The sequence below is a fragment of the Bradyrhizobium sp. BRP22 genome, assembly GCF_020194175.1.
Taxonomy (GTDB): domain Bacteria; phylum Pseudomonadota; class Alphaproteobacteria; order Rhizobiales; family Xanthobacteraceae; genus Bradyrhizobium.
In genome coordinates this window covers 131,548-154,133 of the sequence record NZ_JADYVX010000011.1, presented here as the reverse complement: position 1 = coordinate 154,133, position 22,586 = coordinate 131,548, and the positions used below count along the sequence as shown (strand labels likewise).

The following is a 22,586-nucleotide window of genomic DNA, read 5'->3' as shown; positions in this document are numbered from 1 at the left end:
GGCGTATAATTCCGTAACGAATTCCGAGCAGGGAAATAGCCATGTCGAGCCTTGCAGTCAGCAACGAGCACGCCGCCTCCGCCAGCACGGGCAGGGTGATCCAGCCGGGCTGGGTGCGGATCGTGCACTGGATCAATGCGGTCGCGATGATCCTGATGATCATGTCAGGCTGGCAGATCTATAACGCCTCGCCGCTGTTCAATTTCACCTTCTCCCGCAGCATCACGCTCGGCGGCTGGCTCGGCGGCGCCCTGCTCTGGCACTTCGCCGCGATGTGGCTTCTGATGGTCAATGGTCTGGTCTATCTCGTCCTTGGCTTCGTCACCGGCCGCTTCCGCAGGAAGCTGCTGCCGATCACCCCTGGCGGCGTGATCTCGGACACCAAGGCGGCGCTGAGCTTCAAGCTCTCGCACGATGATCTCACCAAGTACAATTACGTGCAGAAGCTGTTGTATGCCGGCATCATCATCGTCGGTGTCTTCATCGTGCTGTCGGGCCTGTCGATCTGGAAGCCGGTGCAGTTGCAGTGGCTGACCGCGCTGTTTGGCGGCTACGATGCCGCGCGCTACGTCCACTTCATCTGCATGGCGCTGATCGTCGCTTTCCTCGTCGTTCACGTCGCGCTGGCCGTTCTGGTGCCGAAGAGCCTGCGCGCCATGATCATCGGTCGTTAGGCATGATCCCGAAAAGTGGGAACCGGTTTTCGGAAAAGATCATGACGAAAAGAGTGTTCAAAGGAGAAGGGTCATGGGTCGTATGCGCAAGCTCCTGATCCCCGGGGTCGACAAGAAGCTGCTGGTCAAGGACGCCGTCAAACTGATGCCCGACCTGACACGCCGGCGCTTCATCACCGGCGGCGCCAGCTTCGGCGCACTGACGCTGCTCACCGGCTGTGACGTCATCGACAGTTCATCTGCCGAGACGATGCTGGCCAAGATCTCGAAGTTCAACGATGCGGTGCAGGCCTGGATGTTCAATCCGAACACGCTGGCGCCGACCTTTCCGGAAAGCGCCATTACAAAGCCGTTTCCGTTCAACGCCTATTACGATCTCGACGACGCCCCCGAGATCGACGGCAAGGACTGGAAGCTGGAGGTGCGCGGCCTGGTCGAGAACAAGGAGCCGTGGACGCTGGAGGAGCTCTACAAGCTGCCGCAGGTCAAGCAGGTCACGCGCCATATCTGCGTCGAGGGCTGGAGCGCGATCGGCAGTTGGACCGGCGCGCCGCTGCGCGATTTCCTTCAACTCGTCGGCGCCGATACGCGTGCGAAATATGTCTGGTTCCAGTGCGCCGACAAGGACGGCTACAACTCGCCGCTGGACATGGCGACCGCGCTGCATCCGCAGACACAGATGACCTTCAAATTCGCCGACGAGATCCTGCCCCGCGCCTACGGTTATCCGATGAAGATCCGCGTACCGACCAAGCTCGGCTTCAAGAATCCGAAATACGTGATCTCGATGGAAGTCACCAACGACTACAAGGGCGGCTACTGGGAAGACCAGGGCTACAACTCGTTCAGCGGAAGCTGAGCACTTTCCCTCCGTCATTCCGGGGCGCGACGAAGTCGCGAGCCCGGAATCCATCAGGCCGCAGCCGCAGGTGGAGAAATGGATTCCGGGCTCGATGCTTCGCATCGCCCCGGAATGACGGCGGAGAAAAATTCGCCAGCGATTCCAAGATGATTTGCCTCGTCCAGTCCTCGCGCGAAAAACATTCCGCTTCCGTCGTCGGGCAAATCAGCACTATGACTCCGCGCGTCTCACGGCAGATGAGGGGCGGCTCGCGATCGTCACGAACGTTGCGGTGAGATGCGGTGGACGCGGGTGTTGCGACTGACGAGCGTGACTATCCGTGGACGGCGAAGTCGTGTGGTTCTGGCGCCCCGACGCTGGCGCTAAGTCCTGTTCGTTAAACAGGGCGACGGTGGCAAGAAAGCCCGGTCACCGGGAAGAGCGCGAAGTAAGCCGTAAACCATCGCGCAGGGAAAGCCGGAGTTGCTTCGGTTGACCTGTGGTCCTACCCCCGTGCTTTTTGTTGCACGGGGCCCACGGGTGCGACCGGCACCCGGCTTTCCCTGCGCCCTCACTTCAATGAGAGGGTGGAAAGTGAAGCAAGACTCGGACGCCATGCGTCGCGAGAACGCGAACACGTATCTCCTCAAACTCCACCGTCATGCCCGCGAAGGCGGGCATCCAGTACTCCGCGGCCTCTCTGCTCAAGCACTGTCGCCTGTGGAATACTGGATCGTCCGCCGGAGCCTGTCGTCGGGCGGCGCTTTGCGCCGACCCGGTGGCGGACGATGACAGCGGAGAGCTGTTTGACAGTTGAATCAGAACTCACTCCACCCGCGTGGCGACCCTGCCATCCGCCCCTACACCTTCACCTCCAGCTTGCGCTGGAATGCCGACAGGATCGCGCCGAGCGCCAGCATGGCGGCGGATATGTTCAGCGCGAACGACAGGCTGCCGACCGCATCGGTGATGGCGCCGACGACGATCGGGCCGATGGTCTGGCCGATCCCGAACGCGATTGTCAGCGCGGCAATCGCCGTCGGCCAGGATTCCGGCGGATAGTTGAAACGCACGAAGGCGGTGGTCGATCCGACCACCGCGAAGAAGGCGACGCCGAACACCAGTGCGGAGGCCGCGAGCAACAGTGGCGAGTGTCCGAAGATCGGCATGGCGGCGCCGATCGCGTTGACGCCGAGGATGATCGTGGTGGCGAGCCCGCCACGGTTGAGCCCAAGCACGCCGCGCCACACCCACGGTGTCACGAAGGCGGAAAGCCCGATCAGGCTCCAGAACGCGCTTTGCGCCAGCGCGCCGCCGCCGGCATCGCGCACATAGGCGATCATGAAGGTCATGTAGGCGATATAGCCGGCACCGAACAGGAAATAGCCGGCGAGATAGATCGCAACCGGCGCGATCGTGAATTTCACCGATGCCTCCTGCTTGGTCATGGCATCGGAGGGGAAGGAGGCGAGCCATAGCGGAATGGTCATGACGGCCGCGAGCAGCGTCATCGCCCACCACACGATCCACCACGAGCCGGGGCCGAACCATTGCAGCACGAACGGCGCCACCAGCCCCGACAGCAGGATGCCGCTGCCGGGTCCGGCATAGAACAGGCTGAGCAAGAAATTGGCGCGCTCGGGCCGGGTCTGCGCGATCATCGCCGCGAGTGCGCCGCCGCCGACGAAGCCGGCCGCGGCTCCGACGCCGGCGAGCAGCCGCGCAAAGCTCAACACCACGAAGTTGCCGGTGAGCGCGCAGAGCGCCAGCGACACCACGCAGGCCAGCGTGCCCCAGCGCACCGACGCCACCACCCCGAAGCGCCGGATCAGCCGCGCGGCGAGCAGCGCGCCGATCAGATAGCCGGCAGCATTGATGGTGTTCATGAAGCCTGCCGCGGAATAGGACCACGCCAACTGCTCGCGCATATCCGGCAGCACCAGCGAATAGGCGAAGCGGCCGATGCCGAGCCCGGCGGTGGGCGCCAGCGACAGGATCAGGATCAGCCGCGCGGGGTGCGCGTAGAATGGCGGAAGGTCGGGGGCTTTCACTGCGTACTCCGGCAAGGCCGCATTGTGGCAGGCTAGGCCGCCCCTGCACAGGCCACGCTGAAGGAATGGTGTCTTGCCAACCGCGCAATGGCGCTTTAGCACTCCGCGCGGATTTCCCGTTCAAGGCAACACACCATGGCGACCCAAAAACTCCTGCTCCTGCCCGGCGACGGCATCGGCCCCGAAGTGATGGCGGAGGTGAAGCGCCTGATCGGCTGGCTCAAGGCGGAAGGAATTGCCACGTTCGAGACCGAGGAAGGGCTGGTTGGCGGCGCCGCCTATGACGCGCACAAGGTCTCGATTTCCGAAGCTGACATGGCCAAGGCCAAAGCCGCCGATGCCGTGATCTTCGGCGCGGTCGGCGGTCCGAAATGGGACAGCGTTCCCTATGAGGTGCGGCCCGAAGCCGGCCTGCTGCGGCTGCGCAAGGATCTCGGCCTGTTCGCCAATCTGCGGCCCGCCGTGTGCTATCCGGCGCTCGCCGATGCCTCAAGCCTGAAGCGCGAGGCGGTCGAAGGGCTCGACATCATGATCGTGCGCGAGCTCACCGGCGGCGTCTATTTCGGCGAGCCGAAGACCATCACCGATCTCGGCAACGGCCAGAAGCGCGCCATCGACACCCAGGTCTACGATACCTACGAGATCGAGCGCATCGCCCGCGTCGCCTTCGATCTTGCCAAGAAGCGCCGCAACAAGGTGACCTCGATGGAAAAGCGCAACGTCATGAAGTCGGGCGTGCTCTGGAACGAGGTCGTCACCCAGGTGCACAAGCGCGAATATCCGGACGTGACGCTGGAGCACCAGCTCGCCGATTCCGGCGGCATGATGCTGGTGAAATGGCCGAAGCAGTTCGACGTCATCGTCACCGACAATCTGTTCGGCGACATGCTGTCGGACATCGCGGCGATGCTGACCGGCTCGCTCGGCATGCTGCCCTCGGCCTCGCTCGGCGAGACCGATGCCAAGAGCGGCAAGCGCAAGGCGCTGTATGAGCCGGTGCACGGTTCGGCGCCCGATATCGCCGGGAAAGGCCTCGCCAACCCGATCGCGATGCTGGCGTCGTTCGGCATGGCGCTGCGCTATTCCTTCGACATGGGCGCGCTCGCCGACAAGCTCGACGCCGCAATCGCCGCCGTGCTCGCGAGCGGCCTGCGCACCGCCGACATCAAGTCCGAGGGCACGACGTCAGTGTCGACCACGCAGATGGGCGAAGCGATCCTGAAGGAATTGCAGAAGCTGCACGCGTAGGCCGCAACACGCTCCAAATTGGTAGGGTGGCAAAGCGAAGCGTGCCCACCACCCCGAGCCGAATGCGAATAGTGGGCACGGCGCGATGCGCCTTTGCCCACCCTACAAGTCGCGCAATCAATACAACGGGAACCTGGTCGGCTCGCCGCCCAAATCCGATGCCGGGTTAAGCGGCTGGCGGTCGATCGGCCGGTTGAGGTTTTCGCGCGCGAAGTCCGGGTACCCGAACGGCGACGGAAACGCGTAATCTTGGAATTTGCGGTCGCCCGGCAGCACCTCGGTGCCGGCATCGAGCCAGGAGCGGGTGGTCACGAAGACGCGGGTGCGCGGTCCCTGCTGGTAGGAGCGGTTGGGGCCCTGGGCGCCGTAAGTGATCCGGCCGTCGCGGTCATACTGCATTTGCTGCTGGCGCTTGGTCTGGGCATCGGCCGGGCTTGCGACCAGACCGATCACGGCCACGGCGGTAGCAAAAGATACCGCGAGCCTGGTCGCAGCAGGAAATTTGGCAGTCATTTCACCCTCGTCACTGTGCCCGCGTCGGGCTGGCAGATCGCCCATCTGATTTGGCGACATTGTAGCCCCGGCGCAACTGCCATCACTAGGTCAAATGCGCCACACCGGCGCGCAATAATGCCGCGGAAAGCACAAAAGTTTCATGAAAACCAGTGCCTTGCCGCGAGATCGCCATCATCGGAGGTGCCGCGCAGCCGGTGGCGAGCCGCGCCGGCGTGACTACATCATGTCACCCAAACAGGCGGCTGGACCGGCAAGTGCTACGACTAACGTTGTCTTAACGGCGTTTCTCGCATAGAAGCGCTGCGCTTCCTTGAGCCGCCGGATGCGGCAGGCGAGCATTTTTCCTCGGAGAGTGAACCATGGGATACAAAGTCGCGGTGGTGGGTGCGACCGGCAATGTCGGGCGGGAAATGCTCGGCATCCTGGACGAGCGCAAATTCCCTGCTGACGAGGTGGTAGCGCTGGCCTCGCGCCGCAGCGTCGGCGTCGACGTCTCCTATGGCGACCGGACCCTGAAGGTCAAAGCGCTCGAGCATTACGATTTCTCCGACGTCGACATCTGCCTGATGTCGGCGGGCGGCGCGGTGTCGAAGGAATGGTCGCCGAAGATCGGCGCCGCCGGCGCGGTCGTGATCGACAATTCGTCGGCCTGGCGCATGGATCCGGACGTGCCGCTGATCGTCCCCGAAGTGAATGCGGACGCAGCCGCAGGCTTCACCAAGAAGAACATCATCGCCAACCCGAACTGCTCGACCGCGCAGCTCGTGGTGGCGCTGAAGCCGCTGCACGACAAGGCGAGGATCAAGCGCGTCGTGGTCTCGACCTATCAGTCGGTCTCCGGCGCCGGCAAGGAGGCGATGGACGAACTGTTCTCGCAGACCAAGGCCGTCTACACCAATGACGAGCTGATCAACAAGAAATTCCCCAAGCGCATCGCCTTCAATGTCATCCCCCACATCGACGTCTTCATGGAGGACGGCTACACCAAGGAAGAGTGGAAGATGATGGCGGAGACCAAGAAGATCCTTGATCCCAAGATCAAGCTCTCCGCGACCTGCGTGCGCGTGCCGGTCTTCGTCGGCCACTCGGAAGCCGTCAATATCGAGTTCGAGAACCCGATCTCGGCCGATGAGGCGCGCAACATTCTCCGCAACGCGCCGGGCTGTCTCGTCATCGACAAGCAGGAGCCCGGCGGCTACGTCACGCCCTATGAGGCCGCTGGTGAGGACGCGACCTATATCAGCCGCATCCGCGAGGACGCGACGGTGGAGAACGGGCTCGTGCTGTGGTGCGTGTCGGACAATCTGCGCAAAGGCGCTGCGCTGAATGCGGTGCAGATCGCCGAATGCCTCATCAACCGCAAGCTGCTCACCGCCAAGAAGAAGGCGGCCTGAGAGCCGCGCCGTTTGGTGAATGACCGAGGAGCCGGAATCGATGACGGACGAGCCGGCTTCCTATCGACCTGATCCCAGGGTGAAGCGCGTCGAGGTCGGCTTCGAAAGCCTGATCTTCAACAGCCGCTGGCTGATGGCGCCGTTCTATTTCGGCCTCGTCGTCAGCCTCGCCGTGCTGCTCTACAAGTTCGTCGCGCTATTGTGGGAGTTCATCCTGCACGTGCCGCACGCCAAGGAATCCGACATCATCCTCGGCGTGCTCAGTCTGATTGACGTGTCGTTGACCGGCAATCTGATCCTGATCGTGGTGTTTTCGGGCTACGAGAACTTCGTCTCCCGAATCGATCCCGCCGGCCATCCGGACTGGCCGGAATGGATGACCAAGGTCGATTTCGGCGGTCTGAAGCAGAAGCTGCTGTCCTCGATCGTGGCGATCTCGGCGATCCAGGTGCTGAAAGCCTTCATGAACATCGATGCGATCTTCGACGCGCAGAAGATGGGATGGCTGGTCGGCGTCCACCTGGTGTTCGTGTTCTCGACGCTGATCCTGGCCTTGTCGGACCGCTGGGGCGCCGGCCACGGGGCGGATTAGCGCTGCAAGGCGTCGCGCACGCTGAGGAACTCTTTCGTCGTCCGGTCGAGCACGAACAGCGAGCCCTCGGCGACGCCGAAATAGGCGCCGTGCAGGTGCATCTCGCCCTTCTGCACCCGCTCGCGCACGAACGGGAACGTCATCAGGTTCTCGAGCGAGCGGAACACCGCCGCTTTCTCGATCCGGATGGTGAAATCCTGCATCGTCTCGTGCTCGCGCTGCTCGACCACTTCGCCGGGCTTGATGAACATCTGCATCCACTTGCCGATGAAGTCGCCGGGCGACAGCGGCTGGATTTTATCGATAAATGCGCGGATGCCGCCGCATTGGGCATGGCCGAGCACGACGATGTGCTTCACCTTGAGCACGTTGACGGCATATTCCAGCGCTGCCGATACGCCGTGGGTGCCGCTGTCGGGCTGGTAAACGGGAACGAGGTTGGCGACGTTGCGCACCACGAACAGTTCACCCGGCCCCGCGTCGAAGATCACTTCCGGCGAGACACGGGAATCGCAGCAGCCGATCACCATCACCTCGGGCGACTGGCCGCGTTCGGACAATTCGCGGTAGCGCGATTGTTCCGTGGGCAGCCGCTGCGTGGCGAAAGCCCGGTAGCCGTCAAGCAGATGTTTCGGAAAGAACTCCATAGCTTTGGCTAATCACAAGCCGATGACCGGAACAAGGCTTTCGAACGGATGGCCGAAATGATAGGGCGGAGGAAGCGACCCGAAAGGAAACCACCATGACCCGTCCGCGCCGCAGCCTGTTGTTCATGCCCGGATCCAATGCGCGGGCGCTCGAGAAGGCGCGCAACCTGCCGGCCGACGGCATCATCCTCGACCTCGAGGATTCGGTGGCGCCTGATGCCAAGGGTCTGGCGCGCGACCAGATCGCGGCGGCGGTGGCGGCCAAGGGCTTTGGCAAGCGCGAGGTGCTGATCCGGATCAACAGCCTCGATACGCCGTGGTGGGTCGACGACATCGGCATGGCTGGCAAGGCGCAACCCGACGGCATCCTGGTTCCCAAGGTTTCCAGCGTCGCCGACCTTAACGCGATCGCCGATCGCCTGAGCGACATCAATGCCCATGCCTCGATCCGGGTCTGGGCCATGATCGAGACCGCGCGTGCAGTGCTGCATTGTGAGGAACTCGCCGCAGCCTCAAAGGATTCCGAGACCCGGCTTGCCGGTTTCGTGTTCGGCCCGAACGACATTTCGCGGGAGACGCGGATCAAGATGCAGCCGGGCCGCGCGATCATGATCCCGATGATCACGCATTGCATCCTGGCGACGCGCGCGCATGGATTGGAAATCCTGGATGGTCCCTATAGCGATTTCGCCAATATCGACGGCTTCGCCGCCGAATGCGCACAAGCGCGTGATCTTGGCTTCGACGGCAAGACACTGATCCATCCGGGCCAGATCGAGGCCTGCAACGCGATCTTCACCCCGCCGGCGGAGGAAGTCGCGGAAGCGCGCAAGATCATCGCCGCGTTCGAGAAGCCTGAGAATGCCTCGCGCGGCGCGATCCAGATCGACGGCCGTATGGTAGAGCGGCTCCATGCCGACATGGCGCGGCGCACGATCGCGATTGCGGATGCAATCGCGGCGATGAGGAATTGACGCTCAGCCAAACTTCTCCGACGCCCACGCATAGAGGCTGCCCGGGATCGGCGCGTCGCGGCCGCGGCCCTTCGGCGAGATGTGCAGCCCGGTGACGTCGGGGCTGCCGAGCAATTTCGAGAAGTCGCGGGGATCGAAGAATAGTTTCGGCTCGGCATGCACGGCATAGAACGACTGCTTCGGGAGGGCATATTGCAGCTCCCCTGCGCGACGGGCGAGGGCGGTGAGTGCCGGCGGACCGTAGAGCGAGATCCGGATGTCGGAGAGACGATCGGAAACGCCGCGCAGGCGCCGCAGCGCGAAGACGATGCGATGGCGAAGCGCGAGCCACTCCGGCGTCAATTCCTCCTGCTTCATCAGCCGCTCGAAAGCGTGCACGATCGGATCATCAGGCGGCAGATAGAGCACGGAGTTGCCGAGTTGGCGCGGCCGCTCCCAGGCAAAATAAGGCTTGGCCGGATCGATCTCGATCGGCTTCAGCAGAAGTACATCTGCATCGAGCCAGAGGCCGGCGCGCTCGGCCATCAGCCGCATGCGGAAGAAATCGCTGAATTGCAGCATGGTCCAGCCGTGCCAGCTTCCGTCGGGCTGTGGCGGGCGCAATTTCTCGGAGAATGCATGCGGCAGAATCGCTTCGGCCTCGGCATTGCCGACGCCGTCAGGCAGGCCGGGCAGCGGATCGAAACTGTAGACGGTGACCTTGTGGCCGGCAGCGACCTGCGAACGCAGGCAGGTCAGCCGCAGTCGGTCGAGCGGCCCATGCCAGAAGGTGACGACGTCCGGACGCATGCGCCGTCCCTGTCAACAAGAGAGCCTCAGCATTGGGGTCGAAGCTCTCTCAGGAGAGATCAGGCCCAGGCGCGCTCGCGGCTGGCCTTGGCCTCGTAGTCGTCGATCGACGACTTCTTTTCCATCGTCAGCCCGATATCGTCGAGGCCGTTGATCAGGCAGTGCTTGCGGAACGGGTCGATCTCGAACTTCACCGCGCCGCCGTCGGGTCCGCGGATTTCCTGGTTCGCCAGGTCGATCGTCAGCGTCGCGTTGGCGCCGCGCTCGGCGTCGTCGAACAGCTTGTCGAGGTCTTCCTGGGTCACGCGGATCGGCAGGATGCCGTTCTTGAAGCAGTTATTGTAGAAGATGTCGCCGAACGAGGTCGAGATCACGCAGCGGATGCCGAAGTCGAGCAGCGCCCAGGGCGCGTGCTCGCGGCTCGAGCCGCAGCCGAAATTGTCGCCGGCGACCAGGATCTTGGCATTGCGATAGGCCGGCTTGTTGAGCACGAAATCAGGATTCTCGCTGCCGTCGTCCTTGTAGCGCTGCTCCGAGAAAAGCCCCTTGCCAAGGCCGGTGCGCTTGATGGTCTTCAGGTACTGCTTGGGGATGATCATGTCGGTGTCGACATTGATGATCTTCAGCGGCGCCGCGACGCCCTCCAGCTTGGTGAATTTTTCCATCGGTCGCACTTCCCGGTTCATAGTTGGGACAGGGTTATCTATCCCGAAAAACCCCCTGCAAAAAAGGTCAATTTACGCATGGGGCCTTTGTTCGACGCGTTTTCTTCACGCGAACCGGTGCCCACCTCGCTCGAAAACGCTTTAGTCTGCGGCGGCCTCGATCGCCTCCATATCGGCGTCCGAGAGGCCGAAGTGGTGGCCGATCTCGTGGACCAGGACGTGGCGGACGATGTGACCGAGCGTCTCCTCGTGCTCGGCCCAATAGTCGAGGATCGGCCGGCGGTAGAGCCAGATCATGTTGGGCAGGTGCGGGATGTCGCCATGGCTCTGGTGCGGAAGACCGACCCCCTGGAACAGGCCGAGCAAATCGAATTCGCTTTCACAGCCCATCTCGTCCATCACCTCGTTGGTCGGGAAATCGTCGACGCGGATGATCACGCCTTCGCAAAGGCTGCGAAAACGTTTGGGCAGGCGCTCGAAAACGTCATGCGCCATCGCTTCCATTTCGGCGAGCGACGGTGCCTTGGCTGCGGTCCACATGGCATCTGTTTAGCGCGAGTTTCGCACAGGGCGCCAGCGCTGTTGACCTTGTCGCGGCAATCGGAGACCGTACGGCCCGCGAACGGGATTTGGGTGGGCGTGATGAAGCGGATCGTGACGGGAGCGCTACTGGCGGCTTTGGCGGGAGCCTTGGTGCCGGTCGCAAGCGCGCAGGCGCAAACGGCGCCATCGGCGAGGCAGGCCGCGCAGGCGGCTGGGTCCACCATTTCAGACGCCTCGGCGCAGCGTCGGCGACCGCTGCGCCGCATTCCGATCTACCGTGAGGATCATTGGGAACCGGACGTCATCCCGCGCTACAATCCGGGCCCGAATGCCGTGCGCGATTGCACAGCCACCTATGTGCAGGAATACCGGCCGAGCGGAACCGTGATCACGCCGCGCATGCACTGCTTCTGGCGTCCCGGCTAGCTCCCCTTCGCGGTATTGCCGCTCAGACCTTTGTCAAAAACCTGACTTTATCAAGGAACTGAACCCGGCAATCAGCGTTCACGTTCGCGGCGCAGGTCATTCCCTCCACATTCACGTCGTCCGCTTCTGTTCGCGATCTGCGTCGCGGCAGCCTGGCTTGACTTGACCCGAGTCGACGGCTGCAGACGTGACATCCGAGGACCTTTGGGAGAAAAAAATGAAGGTGATGAAACTTCTGGGGCTGGTTGCTGCCGGTTCACTGCTTGCTCTTGCCGTGCCGGGTGAGCGCGCTCAGGCGCTCTCGCTGAACAGCCCCGGCGCCGCTGCTGCGGTTCAGGATGCTCCGAGGCAGATGTCGGGGACGACCGAAGTGCGCTGGCATCCCCGCCGCCATCACCGTTGGCACCGCCCGCATCCTCGCCGCCACTGGCGCCGCTAACGGGCACGGGGCATTCAACGCAGAGCGCACAGGCCCGTTAGCAACGGGCCTGTTTTGATTTTGGCCGCGAAATCGGCATGATGGCTTCCTTATCGCCCGCCCGATTGCTTCAAGGAGTCCTGTCATGAAAAGTTGGATCGGTATAGCGTTCGTCGTAGGTGTATTGGCATTGGCATCAACGCTGTCGCTGACGACGAGGGCAGCAGCGCAGCAGCGGATCGTCACGGAAACGGCCGACACAGGCAAAGCCACGGATCTCAGTGCGCGCCGCTACAGGCCATACTACCGAAACGTTGATCGGTCCTATGCGGGCTTCCATTACAGGCCCTATCAGCCTCACGTTCGCACTTACACGCAGCCCTACTACTTCCGACCATATCCATATGACAGGCTGGTCCCGTACGCATTCGGCTTCCGGCATGACCCGTGGTGGTGGTGAAGATGGAAAGCCTCCCAAGCAGAGGGCGATCGCGGCGCACGCTTCGTATTTATAGGGCGTTCACTTCGTTATCTCTGACGTCGTGACAGGAGCGACCGAACATGCGCGACGACACGCCGCTGACGCGGCGCAATCATCGTTGGGCATTTAGCAGCGAACTGCGGCAGATGCGGATGCCCGGGTCAAGCCCGGGCATGACAAGTCAGTCGCGAAATCGACCTCTCAAATCGGTGCGGTGCATCAGTCCCAGTCCCTGAACTTCCAGGACTTCAGCCTCCAGGGCGTCAGGTTCTCCATTCGCCATTGGGCCCAGCGGTCCGGTGGCCAGTGGCTGAGGCGCGAGGTCTCCTTTGCGACCGGTGCCGGATCGGTCACGCGCGGCATGGCTCGGCGCCGGTTCTGGCGCGTCGCCTCGCTGATCATATCGACGTATTCGCGCTTGTCGGCCATGGCTGGCTCCTGGCGAAAGGGTGCGTTTCGCAAGGAGCCAGTCTGCGCCCCGCTGTTTAACGAGGCGTTTCCAAGATCAGTCGAGCTTGAGAGAAGGCGGTTACCGCCAATCCCTCACATCGACGAAGTGCCCGGTGATTGCTGCGGCCGCCGCCATCGCCGGCGACACCAGGTGGGTGCGGCCCTTGAAGCCCTGGCGTCCCTCGAAGTTGCGGTTCGAGGTGGAGGCGCAGCGCTCTTCCGGCTTCAGCTTGTCGGGGTTCATGGCCAGGCACATCGAGCAGCCCGGCTCGCGCCATTCAAAGCCCGCCTTGATGAAGATCTTGTCGAGACCCTCCGCTTCCGCCTGCTCCTTCACGATGCCGGAGCCCGGCACGATCATCGCGTTGACATTGGCGTTGACGTGCTTGCCCTCGGCGATCTTGGCCGCGGCGCGCAGATCCTCGATGCGGCCGTTGGTGCAGGAGCCGATAAAGACACGGTCCAGCTTGATGTCGGTGATCTTCGTGCCCGCCGTCAGGCCCATATATTTCAGCGCGCGATGCTTGGAGAGACGCTTGGCCTCGTCCGCGATCTTGTCCGGATCGGGCACGACGCCGGTGACCGAGATGACGTCCTCCGGCGAGGTGCCCCAGGTGACGATCGGCGGCAGCTTTGCTGCATCGAGCCGGATCTCGTGATCGAAATGCGCGCCATCATCGGAACGCAGCGTCTCCCAATAGCGCATCGCCGCATCCCAGGCCTCGGCCTTCGGTGCCTTCGGACGGCCGCGCAGGAAGTCGAACGCCTTTTCGTCGGGCGCGACCAGGCCGGCGCGCGCGCCGCCCTCGATCGACATGTTGCAGACGGTCATGCGGCCTTCCATCGACAGCGCGCGGATTGCCTCGCCGGCATATTCCAGCACGTAGCCGGTGCCGCCGGCGGTGCCGATCTCGCCGATGATGGCGAGGATGATGTCCTTGCCGGTCACGCCTTCGGGCAATTTGCCGTCGACGGTGACGCGCATGTTCTTGGCCTTCTTCTGGATCAGCGTCTGGGTCGCCAGCACATGCTCGACCTCTGACGTGCCGATGCCATGCGCGAGCGCGCCGAACGCGCCATGCGTCGAGGTGTGGCTGTCGCCGCAGACGATGGTGGTGCCCGGCAGCGTGAACCCCTGCTCGGGGCCGATGACGTGGACGATGCCCTGGCGCTTGTCGAACTCGTTGTAATATTCGATGCCGAATTCCTTGGCGTTCTCGGCGAGCGCCTTGATCTGCTCGATGCTCTCAGGATCGGGGTTGGGCTTGGTGCGGTCGGTGGTCGGCACGTTGTGATCGACGACGGCCAGCGTCTTCTGCGGCGCGTGCACCTTGCGGCCGCTGACGCGCAGGCCTTCGAACGCCTGAGGCGAAGTGACTTCGTGCACCAGATGGCGGTCGATATAGAGCAGGCAGGTGCCGTCTTCGGCTTCGTGCACCAGATGGTCGTTCCAGATCTTGTCGTACAGGGTGGTCGGTTTCGACATGAGCGTGAGCTCCAGCAATGTTGTGGTAACGGATCGGCGCGATCACACGCCGGGGCAAACGAAAGGCGGCGCAGCAATCAAGCTGCGCGTCTAAGCTCTGACGTTGCCGAGGTCGCAAAGCGTCCGAAGAATCGGCCAGGCAGCCGCGAGCGATCGTCGATCACGATTCGTGCGACACGTATGCTGGCTTTGCTGGTCTGATCTAGAACCATTTCAAATTTCTAACACAGGGCCATCCACGGCGACAATCAATCGATTGCGCGGGGCCGCTGTACAAATAGGTATGCCGTAACAAAAAAGCGCGGGGAGGCCCCCCGCGCTTTCCGTCACATCCGCGTTTTCGGATGGAGGCTTACTCGTTGACGGCAGCAGCACGGTCCTGCTTGTCCTGCTTCTCGACGATGCGGGCCGACTTGCCGCGCAGGCCGCGCAGATAATAAAGTTTGGCGCGACGGACCTTGCCGCGGCGCACCACCTTGATCGAGTCGATCATTGGCGACATCACCGGGAAGACACGCTCCACGCCCTCGCCATAGGAGATCTTGCGCACCGTGAAGCTCTCGTTGAGGCCGGAGCCGGAGCGGCCGATGCAGACGCCCTCATAGGCCTGCACGCGGGTGCGTTCGCCTTCGACCACCTTGACGTTGACGATCACGGTGTCGCCGGGCGCGAATTCCGGGATCTGCTTGGTCGCGGCGAGCTTGTCGTACTGCTCTTTTTCGAGCTGCTGGATGAGGTTCATTGAAATCTCCATCGGCGGCGCGCCCAGCACCGGTGCGGGCTGCGCAAGAATTCCGTCTATCCTGATTGCGGATTTGGGCGCTCGTATAAGGCAAAGCGCGGGCTTTGTCACCCGTCTGTCGTGTTTTTTGTGCCGCGCCGCGCGGCCCATAAATCCGGCCGCCTCGATCGGGTCAGGGCCTCGGATTGGGCCTTTCGCCATGCTGCGACCTTGGCGTGATCGCCGGAGGTCAGGATTTCCGGGATCTGGCGGCCCTCGAACTCCTGCGGGCGGGTATATTGGGGGTATTCCAGTAGTCCTTCGGAGAAGCTCTCATCCACTCCCGAGGCCTGCTTGCCCATCACCCCCGGCAAAAGTCGCACGCAGGCGTCGATCAGGGCCATGGCAGCGATTTCCCCGCCTGAGAGTACATAGTCCCCGATCGAGACCTCCTTCAGCCCGCGTGCCTCGATCACCCGCTGGTCGACGCCCTCGAAACGGCCGCAGACGATCAGGGGACCCGGGCCGGACGCGAGTTCCACGACGAGCGACTGGGTCAATGGCCGACCCCGCGGGCTCATCAAGAGCCGCGGCCGGTCCGGCGTGATCCCGGCGGCATCGATGGCTGCCGCCAGGATGTCCGCTCGAAGCACCATGCCGGGCCCGCCGCCCGCCGGGGTATCGTCGACGCTGCGATGCTTGTCGGTCGCGGAATCCCTGATGTCCCGTGCCTCCAGCGCCCACAGGCCGGAGGAGAGCGCCCTGCCGGCAAGGCTGACGCCGAGCGGCCCGGGAAACATCTCCGGGAACAGGGTCAGGACGGTGGCGCGCCAGATAGTCTGATCGGTCATCGGGTGCATCAGGGGGCAGCGGTGCAATTGGCCCCGGATTGCGCTGCGCTCCATCCGGGCTACGGATACTATCTCGTGTCTGCGCGGGGATGATCAGAGGACGCTTCTTCGCCCTCGATTTCACCAGGCATTTCGACGATCACGCGTCCGCCGGCGAGATCGACGGTCGGCACCACCGCGTTGGTGAACGGCAGCATCATCGTTGCACCCTGCGGCGGCGCGATCTCGATGATGTCACCGGCGCCGAAATTATGGATCGCGATGACCTTGCCGAGCGGCTGGTCGGCGGTGGTCACCGCGGCAAGCCCAATCAGGTCAGCGTGGTAGTATTCATCATCGTCCGTTTCCGGCAATCTTTCGCGCGGAACGTAGAGCTCGAGGCCGTTGAGCCGTTCGGCTTCGTCGCGCGTCGATACGCCTTTGAACGTCGCGACCAGATGATCCCTGGCCTCACGGACATGCGCCAGCTCGAACTGGCGCGCGCCATCCCTGGTGAAGAGCGGGCCGTAATGCTTCACGGCCAGCGGGTCTTCAGTGAAGGTCCAAAGTTTAACGGCGCCGCGCACGCCATGCGCAGCGCCGATCCGAGCGACGCAAACCGGTGCGGGCACCGTCATGCGCCGAAAAGATTACGCCGACTTGGCGGCGGCTTCGGCCTGGGCCTTGCGCTCCTTGCGCGGCACGGCCTTCTCCGGGTTGTTGCGCGGGGCGCGCTTGACCACGCCGGCGGCGTCGAGGAAGCGGGTGACACGGTCCGACGGCTGCGCGCCCTTGGCAAGCCAGGCCTTCACCTTGTCCATGTCGAGCTTCAGCCGCAACTCGCTGTCCTTCGGCAGCAGCGGATTGAAATGGCCGAGCCGCTCGATGAAGCGGCCGTCGCGCGGAAAGCGCGAGTCGGCGACGACGACGTGATAGACCGGACGCTTCTTGGTGCCGGCGCGCGCGAGACGGATAACGACTGACATTTGGTTCTCCTGATAAGTGGTTTGATTTGGATGTTGGTCAGTTACGCCGTCATTGCGAGGAGCGGAGCGACGAAGCAATCCACAGCGCCACATGCTGAGGCATGGATTGCTTCGCTACGCTCGCAATGACGAAAGAGGTCATTTCTTCTTCCCCGGAAAGCCGCCGAGGCCCGGCAGCGTCGGCTTGCCGCTGAGGCCGGTGAGGCCCGGCAGATTCGGCAGGCCCTGACGCAGGCCGACGGGAAGTTCTTTCGGCAGGTTCGGCAGGCCGCCACCGGGCGCGCCCTGCATCTTCTCGGCCAATGCCTTCATCTCTTCCGGCGAGGGCGGCTTCATGCCGCCGCCAAAGCCCATCGCCTGCGCGATGCCGGCCAGCGGGCCGCGTTTGCCTGAGCCCATGGCCTTCATCATGTCGGACATGTTCCGGTGCATCTTCAGCAGCTTGTTGACCTGCTCGACGTTCTGGCCGGCGCCTGCGGCAATGCGCTTCTTGCGGCTGGCCTTGAGGATGTCCGGGTTCTTGCGCTCCTGCCGCGTCATCGAATCGATGATCGCGACCTGGCGCTTCAGGATCTTGTCGTCGATCCCGGCGGCGGCGATCTGGTTCTTCATTTTCGCAATGCCCGGCATCATGCCCATCAGGCCGCTGATGCCGCCCATATTCGCCATCTGCATGAGCTGCTCGCGCATGTCGTTGAGGTCGAACTGGCCCTTGCGCATCCGCTCGGCGGTGCGCGCGGCCTTCTCGGCGTCGATATTGGCCGCGGCACGCTCGACCAGCGACACCACGTCGCCCATGCCGAGGATGCGGCCGGCGATGCGGCTCGGATGGAAGTCCTCCAGCGCGTCGGTCTTTTCGCCGGTGCCGATCAGCTTGATCGGCTTGCCGGTGACCGCACGCATCGACAGTGCGGCGCCGCCGCGGCCGTCGCCGTCGACGCGCGTCAGCACGATGCCGGTGAGCCCGACGCGCTGGTCGAACGAGCGCGCGAGATTGACGGCGTCCTGACCGGTGAGGGAGTCCGCGACCAGCAGCACTTCATGCGGATTGGCGACGGCTTTGATCTCGGCCGCTTCCGTCATCATCTCTTCGTCGAGCGTGGTGCGGCCGGCGGTGTCGAGCAGCACGACGTCGTAGCCGCCGAGCTTGCCGGCCTCGATCGCGCGCCGCGCGATCTGCGGCGGTTTCTGGCCGGCGACGATCGGCAGGGTCGGGATATCGAGGTCGCGGCCGAGCACGGCCAATTGCTCCATCGCCGCCGGACGATAGACGTCGAGCGACGCCATCAGCACCTTGCGCTTGTCGCGCTGGACCATGCGGCGGGCGAGTTTTGCGGTCGTCGTGGTCTTGCCGGAGCCTTGCAGGCCGACCATCATGATCGGAACCGGCGGCACCGAGTTGAGGTCGATGGTCTGGCCGTCGGCGCCGAGCGTGGCGACCAGTTCGTCATGGACGATCTTGACCACCATCTGGCCTGGCGTGACCGACTTGACGACGGTGGCGCCGACCGCCTGCTCGCGCACGCGCTCGGTGAAACTTCTGACAACCTCGAGCGCGACGTCAGCCTCGAGCAGCGCGCGGCGCACTTCGCGCATCGCGGCGTCGACATCCTTTTCGGTGAGCGCACCGCGCCCCGTGAGCCGATCAAGGATGCCACCAAGCTTTTCCGACAGATTGTCGAACAATGCCGTTGTCCTTTGTTGCGCCCGCAGGCACCTCAGTTACTTCCGTCATACGCCGCGAAGGCGGGGTATGCAGTACGCCGCGGCGTCTCGTTTCCAGCCGAGCCATTCCGGGTTACTGGATCACCCGCCTTCGCGGGTGATGACGACGTAGTGTGTCTCGGCGCCCTGCCAAGACGATGTTCCAAACACTCTCGCGCCCGAGGGCGCACAGCGCTGTCGGGCGTTGACCTCCGGTCTCACGGGCCGGTCGGCGGGTCGAAAAGAACGATCTTTCCGAGAAAGTGACGGGGTTAAACCCCCGCTTTCGGCGAAAGTCAAGGAAAAGTCGGGTGACGTCGCCCGAATTGAACCCGTAACAGCATGAAAATACTTATGTTTCGAATGTGAGTTCCGATTTGTGTAGCCGGTGCAATATAAATGGCTACGCCACCAGCCCGTGACTTAAGGCCGTGCCCATCACCCGTCGCCGCATCTTTGGACTGCTCGCCGGCGCTGCCGCCGCGATTGGCGTGCCGTCGGTTTGGATAACCCGCATGAAGACCTATGACGGCCCCGCTTCCGATCATTTCGATGGTTTGCACTTCTTCGATCCCAATGGCGCACCACCGAAGTCGCTCGGCGAGGTGCTGCGCTGGCAGTTCGGCGGCGAACGCAAGCGCGTGGCCTGGCCCGATTGGGTGCCAAGTCCGTACGCCGATACGCCGCCACCGCGGGTCGAGGGCGACAAGATGCGGCTATCCTTTGTCGGCCATGTGAGCTGGCTGATCCAGACTGCGGGACTGAACATATTGGTCGATCCGGTGTGGTCGCTGCGCGCCTCGCCATTCTCCTGGGCGGGGCCGAAGCGGCACAACGATCCCGGCATCGCCTTCGAGGCATTGCCCGAGATCGATGTCGTGCTGGTGTCGCACGGCCATTACGACCATCTCGATGTCGCGACATTGTCGAAGCTTGCGGCAAAGTTCTCGCCGCGCGTGATCACGCCGCTCGGCAACGACGCCACCATGCGCGAGGCGGACCGCGCGATCAAAGCCGAAGCGTTCGATTGGCAGGATCGCGTCGAACTCGGCAACGGCCTCGCGGTGACGCTGGTGCCGACGCGGCATTGGTCGGCACGCGGGCTGTTCGACCGCAACAAGGCGCTGTGGGCGAGTTTCGTGCTGGAGACGCCGGCCGGCAAACTCTACATCGTCTGCGATTCCGGCTATGGCGATGGCGGGCATTTTCGCCGTGTCGCCGAGGCGCACGGCCCGCTGCGGCTCGCGATCCTGCCGATCGGCGCCTACGAGCCGCGCTGGTTCATGCGCGACCAGCACATGAATCCGGCCGACGCGGTGAAGGCGTTCGCCGATTGCGGCGCCGCGCAGGCGCTGGCGCACCACCACGGTACGTTCCAGCTCACCGATGAAGGCATCGATGCCCCGGCGATCGCGCTTCAAGAGGCGCTGGATCAGGCGGAAGTGCCGCGGGACAAATTCGCGGTGCTCAAGCCGGGGCAGGTGTTTGAGATCTGACTCCGTCGTCCCGGGTCAAGCCCGGGACGACAGCCTTATCGGTTCGGCTTGCCTTACTCCTTCGGCTTGATCGCCCAGGACACGTTCACCGTGACCGACAGCGTCTCCTCGCCGGGCGCAACGGGGGCTGATGCCGCCATTGGCGCTGCCACCTTGCCGCGGAAGAACGGCGTCGGTGGCGGCCCGCCTTCCGAAATGCTGAGCGCGTCGCCGAGCGTGACGCCAGCCGCCCTGGCGTAGATTTCCGCCTTGCGGCGCGCGTCGGCGATGGCCTTTTCGCGGGCGTCGTCAAGCAGCTTCGAAGCCTGCGAGACGATGAAGCCGATGCCGCCGATCTCGTTGGCGCCGGCGCCGACCAGGACATCGATCAGGCCCGCGATCTTGGTGATGTCGCGCACCTTGATCGTCACGCGGTTGGTCGCACGATAGCCGGAGATCGTTGCCGGTCCGGGCCGGCTTGTTGGCCCCGAGGGATATTGCGGCTGCAGCGATAGGCGCGCGGTCTGGTAGTCCTTCTCATCGATGCCGGCGCCTTTCAGCGCCAGCAGCACCTTGCCCATTGCAGCATTGTTGATGTCGGACGCCTCGCGCGCGGTCTTGGCTTCCGAGGTCACGCCGGCGTCGATCTCGGCCTGGTCGGGCACGGCCGAGATGGTGGCTTCGCCGTTCACGGAAATCGCGGGCGGCGGGACGGTCTGCGCCAGGGCAGGCGATGCCGCTAGCGCCAGCGCCGCAAGGGCAATCAGCTGTTTCATTCGCTTTACTTCAGGGGTACGTAGACGTTGATCACCAGCTTGTCTTCCGCCGTCTTCAGCGGATCTGTGGTGTATTCCTCGATAAAGGTGTCTTTTGCCTCGAGTTTCTTGTCGTCGAGGTGGTTGGTGATCGCCTCGTAGGTATTGTCCATGTTGTCGTAGGAGCCGCGGTGGACGAATTTCAGCGCCTTGCCGTCAGGCGAATTGCCCATGCTCATGTTCTTGCCGAGGTTCTTCACCTCCTGGTCGACAGGGATTTCCGCGATGAAGGTGAAGCCGGTGTCGTCGGTCGAGGTGTAGACGATCAACGGATTGCCCGTCGGCTTGATGTTCTGCTTGTCCAGCAGCGCCGTCAGCGCCTTCAGCGAGTCGACCAGGGCGTCGAACGCCGAGTCCCAGTTGGCGTTGCCCTTCATCGTGACAACTTTCTTCGGCTCCAGCGTGAACTCCTCGCCAAAGGGATCGGCGGTCTGCACCGGCGCGGAGGTTGGCGGCGTCGGGCTCTGGGCGGCTGACGGAGTGTCGGCCGGCGATTTGGTCTCGGCCGGCGGCGGGGCCGGCGAGGCGGCAGGTGCGGGCGGCACCGGCGAGGCCGAAGGTGCCGGCGAAGGCGAGGCGGCGGGAGCCGGCGCTTGCGCCAGCGTCGCACTGCCCGAGGCGATCACGACTGCCGGGATCAGCGCGACCAGGAGGCCGCGGAAACTGTCGAACCGAATCATCTTGATATTCTCCATCCCCATACCGAGCGGCCGCCTGTGCGTCCCGGCTGACGTCCGCAAGGTGCGATAGTCCTAACACGCAAGTTCCGCTTTCGTCCCATGACACTTGCGCCATGGGCGGCCGCGGGCGCGGAATGAATAGCGTCTCTTTGAGACATCATTCCGCTCTATCTTTCTGTCTGAGCGGAATCTTTTTCGGAGATCGCCGCCGCTTTGCACCGGGCGCGGCCCTCCGGGTCTGGATCATGCTCTGGCCAATCCGGCTCCATTCGCCATATAAGGCAGGCATAAATTAGGAAATTCCATGAGCGCGCTCGCCAACCACGCATTCGCCAAGATGAACGGTATCGGCAACGAGATCGTCGTGGTCGACATGCGCCATTCGAAGGCAGCCGTGACGCCGGACGATGCCCGCGCGGTGGCGGTCCCGGCCGGCGGCGTGCCCTACGACCAGCTCATGGTGCTGCAGCCGCCACGGCTCTCGGGAACGGAAGCCTTTATCAAGATCTACAACAATGACGGCTCGGAAGCGGGCGCCTGCGGCAATGGCATGCGCTGCGTGGTGCGCCGTGAGTTCGAGAAGACCGGGCAGACCGCCGCCACCTTCGAAACTCGCGCCGGGCTCATCAATTGCTGGCAGGGCCCGGCGCCCGATCTCTACACCGTCGACATGGGTGCGCCGAAATTCGGCTGGCAGGATATTCCGCTTGCCGAGGAGTTTCGCGACACGCGTTACATCGAATTGCAGGTCGGGCCGATCGATGCGCCGATCCTGCATTCGCCCTCGGTCGTCAGCATGGGCAATCCGCACGCGATCTTCTGGGTCGAAGATGTCAATGCCTATGACCTGTCCCGCTTCGGACCACTGCTGGAAAATCATCCGATTTTTCCGGAGCGCGCCAACATCACGCTCGCCCATATCGTCGACCCCGATCACATCACGATCCGGACCTGGGAGCGCGGGGCGGGCCTGACCAAGGCCTGCGGCTCGGCGGCCTGCGCGACTGCGGTGGCGGCAGCGCGGCTGAAGCGCGCGGGCCGCACCGTCGAGATCACGCTGCCCGGCGGCAAGCTCAATATCGAATGGCGCGAGCGCGACGACCACGTGCTGATGACGGGGACGGCGACCTTCGAATATGAGGGTCGCTTCGATCCGGCGCTGTTCGCCAGCGTCGCCTGA

Annotated in this window: 25 protein-coding genes; 10 read left to right on the top strand and 15 right to left on the bottom strand. The window is 63.6% G+C overall.

The genetic code is table 11. The features are described from left to right. Window positions 1-41: 41 nt before the first annotated feature. Both I6F35_RS16975 and I6F35_RS16970 read left to right on the top strand, forming a co-directional pair. Window positions 42-674: a cytochrome b/b6 domain-containing protein gene (locus tag I6F35_RS16975; RefSeq protein WP_225118827.1), complete on the top strand. Its 633-nt coding sequence runs from the start codon at window positions 42-44 to the stop codon at window positions 672-674. Between the two features lie 73 nt (window positions 675-747). After that, window positions 748-1,533 (top strand): molybdopterin-binding protein, encoded by a 786-nt coding sequence (locus tag I6F35_RS16970; protein ID WP_225118826.1) that lies wholly within the window; start codon window positions 748-750, stop codon window positions 1,531-1,533. An 842-nt stretch (window positions 1,534-2,375) separates the two neighbouring features. On the opposite strand, the gene I6F35_RS16965 is transcribed toward I6F35_RS16970, so the two are convergent. Then, on the bottom strand, window positions 2,376-3,566 hold the full coding sequence (locus tag I6F35_RS16965; RefSeq protein ID WP_225118825.1) for a YbfB/YjiJ family MFS transporter: 1,191 nt from the start codon (window positions 3,564-3,566) through the stop codon (window positions 2,376-2,378). 135 nt (window positions 3,567-3,701) lie between these two features. Between I6F35_RS16965 and leuB the strand changes: the two genes are divergently transcribed. Then, window positions 3,702-4,814, top strand: a complete 1,113-nt coding sequence (leuB, locus tag I6F35_RS16960; protein ID WP_225118824.1) for a 3-isopropylmalate dehydrogenase — start codon at window positions 3,702-3,704, stop codon at window positions 4,812-4,814. 117 nt (window positions 4,815-4,931) lie between these two features. On the opposite strand, the gene I6F35_RS16955 is transcribed toward leuB, so the two are convergent. Then, window positions 4,932-5,327 (bottom strand): hypothetical protein, encoded by a 396-nt coding sequence (locus I6F35_RS16955; RefSeq protein ID WP_225118823.1) that lies wholly within the window; start codon window positions 5,325-5,327, stop codon window positions 4,932-4,934. Between the two features lie 362 nt (window positions 5,328-5,689). Here I6F35_RS16955 and I6F35_RS16950 point away from each other — a divergent pair, with 362 nt between their 5' ends. Next, window positions 5,690-6,724, top strand: coding sequence for an aspartate-semialdehyde dehydrogenase (locus I6F35_RS16950; RefSeq protein ID WP_225118822.1), 1,035 nt, complete (start codon window positions 5,690-5,692; stop codon window positions 6,722-6,724). Window positions 6,725-6,764: 40 nt separating this feature from the next. Next, on the top strand, window positions 6,765-7,316 hold the full coding sequence (locus tag I6F35_RS16945) for a TIGR00645 family protein (RefSeq protein ID WP_225118821.1): 552 nt from the start codon (window positions 6,765-6,767) through the stop codon (window positions 7,314-7,316). Here the strand turns inward: I6F35_RS16945 and I6F35_RS16940 are convergent. Further along, window positions 7,313-7,963 (bottom strand): carbonic anhydrase, encoded by a 651-nt coding sequence (locus I6F35_RS16940; protein WP_225118820.1) that lies wholly within the window; start codon window positions 7,961-7,963, stop codon window positions 7,313-7,315. The two genes, I6F35_RS16945 and I6F35_RS16940, sit on opposite strands and share 4 nt — an antisense overlap. Before the next feature lie 95 nt (window positions 7,964-8,058). Between I6F35_RS16940 and I6F35_RS16935 the strand changes: the two genes are divergently transcribed. Further along, on the top strand, window positions 8,059-8,937 hold the full coding sequence (locus I6F35_RS16935; protein ID WP_225118819.1) for a CoA ester lyase: 879 nt from the start codon (window positions 8,059-8,061) through the stop codon (window positions 8,935-8,937). Between the two features lie 3 nt (window positions 8,938-8,940). On the opposite strand, the gene I6F35_RS16930 is transcribed toward I6F35_RS16935, so the two are convergent. The 3 genes from I6F35_RS16930 to I6F35_RS16920 form a co-directional block, all read right to left on the bottom strand. Next, window positions 8,941-9,726 carry a capsular polysaccharide synthesis protein gene (locus I6F35_RS16930; RefSeq protein ID WP_225118818.1) on the bottom strand — a complete coding sequence of 262 codons (786 nt, stop codon included), beginning with the start codon at window positions 9,724-9,726 and terminating at the stop codon, window positions 8,941-8,943. Window positions 9,727-9,785: 59 nt separating this feature from the next. Beyond that, window positions 9,786-10,391 (bottom strand): 3-isopropylmalate dehydratase small subunit, encoded by a 606-nt coding sequence (leuD, locus tag I6F35_RS16925; RefSeq protein WP_225118817.1) that lies wholly within the window; start codon window positions 10,389-10,391, stop codon window positions 9,786-9,788. Between the two features lie 141 nt (window positions 10,392-10,532). Then, the gene (locus I6F35_RS16920) at window positions 10,533-10,931 is read right to left on the bottom strand and encodes a metallopeptidase family protein (protein WP_225118816.1); all 399 of its coding nucleotides are present in this window, start codon (window positions 10,929-10,931) and stop codon (window positions 10,533-10,535) included. 102 nt (window positions 10,932-11,033) lie between these two features. Between I6F35_RS16920 and I6F35_RS16915 the strand changes: the two genes are divergently transcribed. Together I6F35_RS16915 and I6F35_RS16910 are read left to right on the top strand one after the other, a co-directional pair. Further along, a complete protein-coding gene (locus I6F35_RS16915; RefSeq protein ID WP_225118815.1) occupies window positions 11,034-11,360 on the top strand; it encodes a hypothetical protein in 327 nt (108 codons plus the stop codon). Window positions 11,361-11,577: 217 nt separating this feature from the next. Beyond that, the gene (locus tag I6F35_RS16910) at window positions 11,578-11,799 is read left to right on the top strand and encodes a hypothetical protein (protein WP_225118814.1); all 222 of its coding nucleotides are present in this window, start codon (window positions 11,578-11,580) and stop codon (window positions 11,797-11,799) included. Between the two features lie 679 nt (window positions 11,800-12,478). On the opposite strand, the gene I6F35_RS16905 is transcribed toward I6F35_RS16910, so the two are convergent. The 7 genes from I6F35_RS16905 to ffh form a co-directional block, all read right to left on the bottom strand. Next, window positions 12,479-12,688, bottom strand: coding sequence for a hypothetical protein (locus tag I6F35_RS16905; protein WP_225118813.1), 210 nt, complete (start codon window positions 12,686-12,688; stop codon window positions 12,479-12,481). A gap of 100 nt (window positions 12,689-12,788) precedes the next feature. Next, window positions 12,789-14,195, bottom strand: a complete 1,407-nt coding sequence (leuC, locus tag I6F35_RS16900; protein ID WP_225118812.1) for a 3-isopropylmalate dehydratase large subunit — start codon at window positions 14,193-14,195, stop codon at window positions 12,789-12,791. 352 nt (window positions 14,196-14,547) lie between these two features. Further along, window positions 14,548-14,937: a 50S ribosomal protein L19 gene (gene rplS, locus I6F35_RS16895; RefSeq protein ID WP_225118811.1), complete on the bottom strand. Its 390-nt coding sequence runs from the start codon at window positions 14,935-14,937 to the stop codon at window positions 14,548-14,550. Window positions 14,938-15,044: 107 nt separating this feature from the next. After that, the gene (trmD, locus tag I6F35_RS16890) at window positions 15,045-15,767 is read right to left on the bottom strand and encodes a tRNA (guanosine(37)-N1)-methyltransferase TrmD (protein ID WP_225118810.1); all 723 of its coding nucleotides are present in this window, start codon (window positions 15,765-15,767) and stop codon (window positions 15,045-15,047) included. A 68-nt stretch (window positions 15,768-15,835) separates the two neighbouring features. Then, a complete protein-coding gene (rimM, locus tag I6F35_RS16885; protein ID WP_225118809.1) occupies window positions 15,836-16,378 on the bottom strand; it encodes a ribosome maturation factor RimM in 543 nt (180 codons plus the stop codon). Between the two features lie 18 nt (window positions 16,379-16,396). Then, window positions 16,397-16,732, bottom strand: coding sequence for a 30S ribosomal protein S16 (rpsP, locus tag I6F35_RS16880; RefSeq protein WP_225118808.1), 336 nt, complete (start codon window positions 16,730-16,732; stop codon window positions 16,397-16,399). A gap of 138 nt (window positions 16,733-16,870) precedes the next feature. Next, window positions 16,871-18,418 carry a signal recognition particle protein gene (gene ffh, locus I6F35_RS16875; protein ID WP_225118807.1) on the bottom strand — a complete coding sequence of 516 codons (1,548 nt, stop codon included), beginning with the start codon at window positions 18,416-18,418 and terminating at the stop codon, window positions 16,871-16,873. Window positions 18,419-18,867: 449 nt separating this feature from the next. Between ffh and I6F35_RS16870 the strand changes: the two genes are divergently transcribed. Then, window positions 18,868-19,932, top strand: coding sequence for an MBL fold metallo-hydrolase (locus I6F35_RS16870; RefSeq protein WP_225118806.1), 1,065 nt, complete (start codon window positions 18,868-18,870; stop codon window positions 19,930-19,932). Between the two features lie 53 nt (window positions 19,933-19,985). On the opposite strand, the gene I6F35_RS16865 is transcribed toward I6F35_RS16870, so the two are convergent. Then, a complete protein-coding gene (locus I6F35_RS16865) occupies window positions 19,986-20,687 on the bottom strand; it encodes an SIMPL domain-containing protein (protein ID WP_225118805.1) in 702 nt (233 codons plus the stop codon). Window positions 20,688-20,692: 5 nt separating this feature from the next. Beyond that, window positions 20,693-21,406, bottom strand: a complete 714-nt coding sequence (locus I6F35_RS16860) for a GyrI-like domain-containing protein (RefSeq protein ID WP_225118804.1) — start codon at window positions 21,404-21,406, stop codon at window positions 20,693-20,695. A gap of 304 nt (window positions 21,407-21,710) precedes the next feature. On the opposite strand from I6F35_RS16860, the gene dapF reads away from it, so the two are divergent. Continuing rightward, the gene (gene dapF, locus I6F35_RS16855; protein WP_225118803.1) at window positions 21,711-22,586 is read left to right on the top strand and encodes a diaminopimelate epimerase; all 876 of its coding nucleotides are present in this window, start codon (window positions 21,711-21,713) and stop codon (window positions 22,584-22,586) included.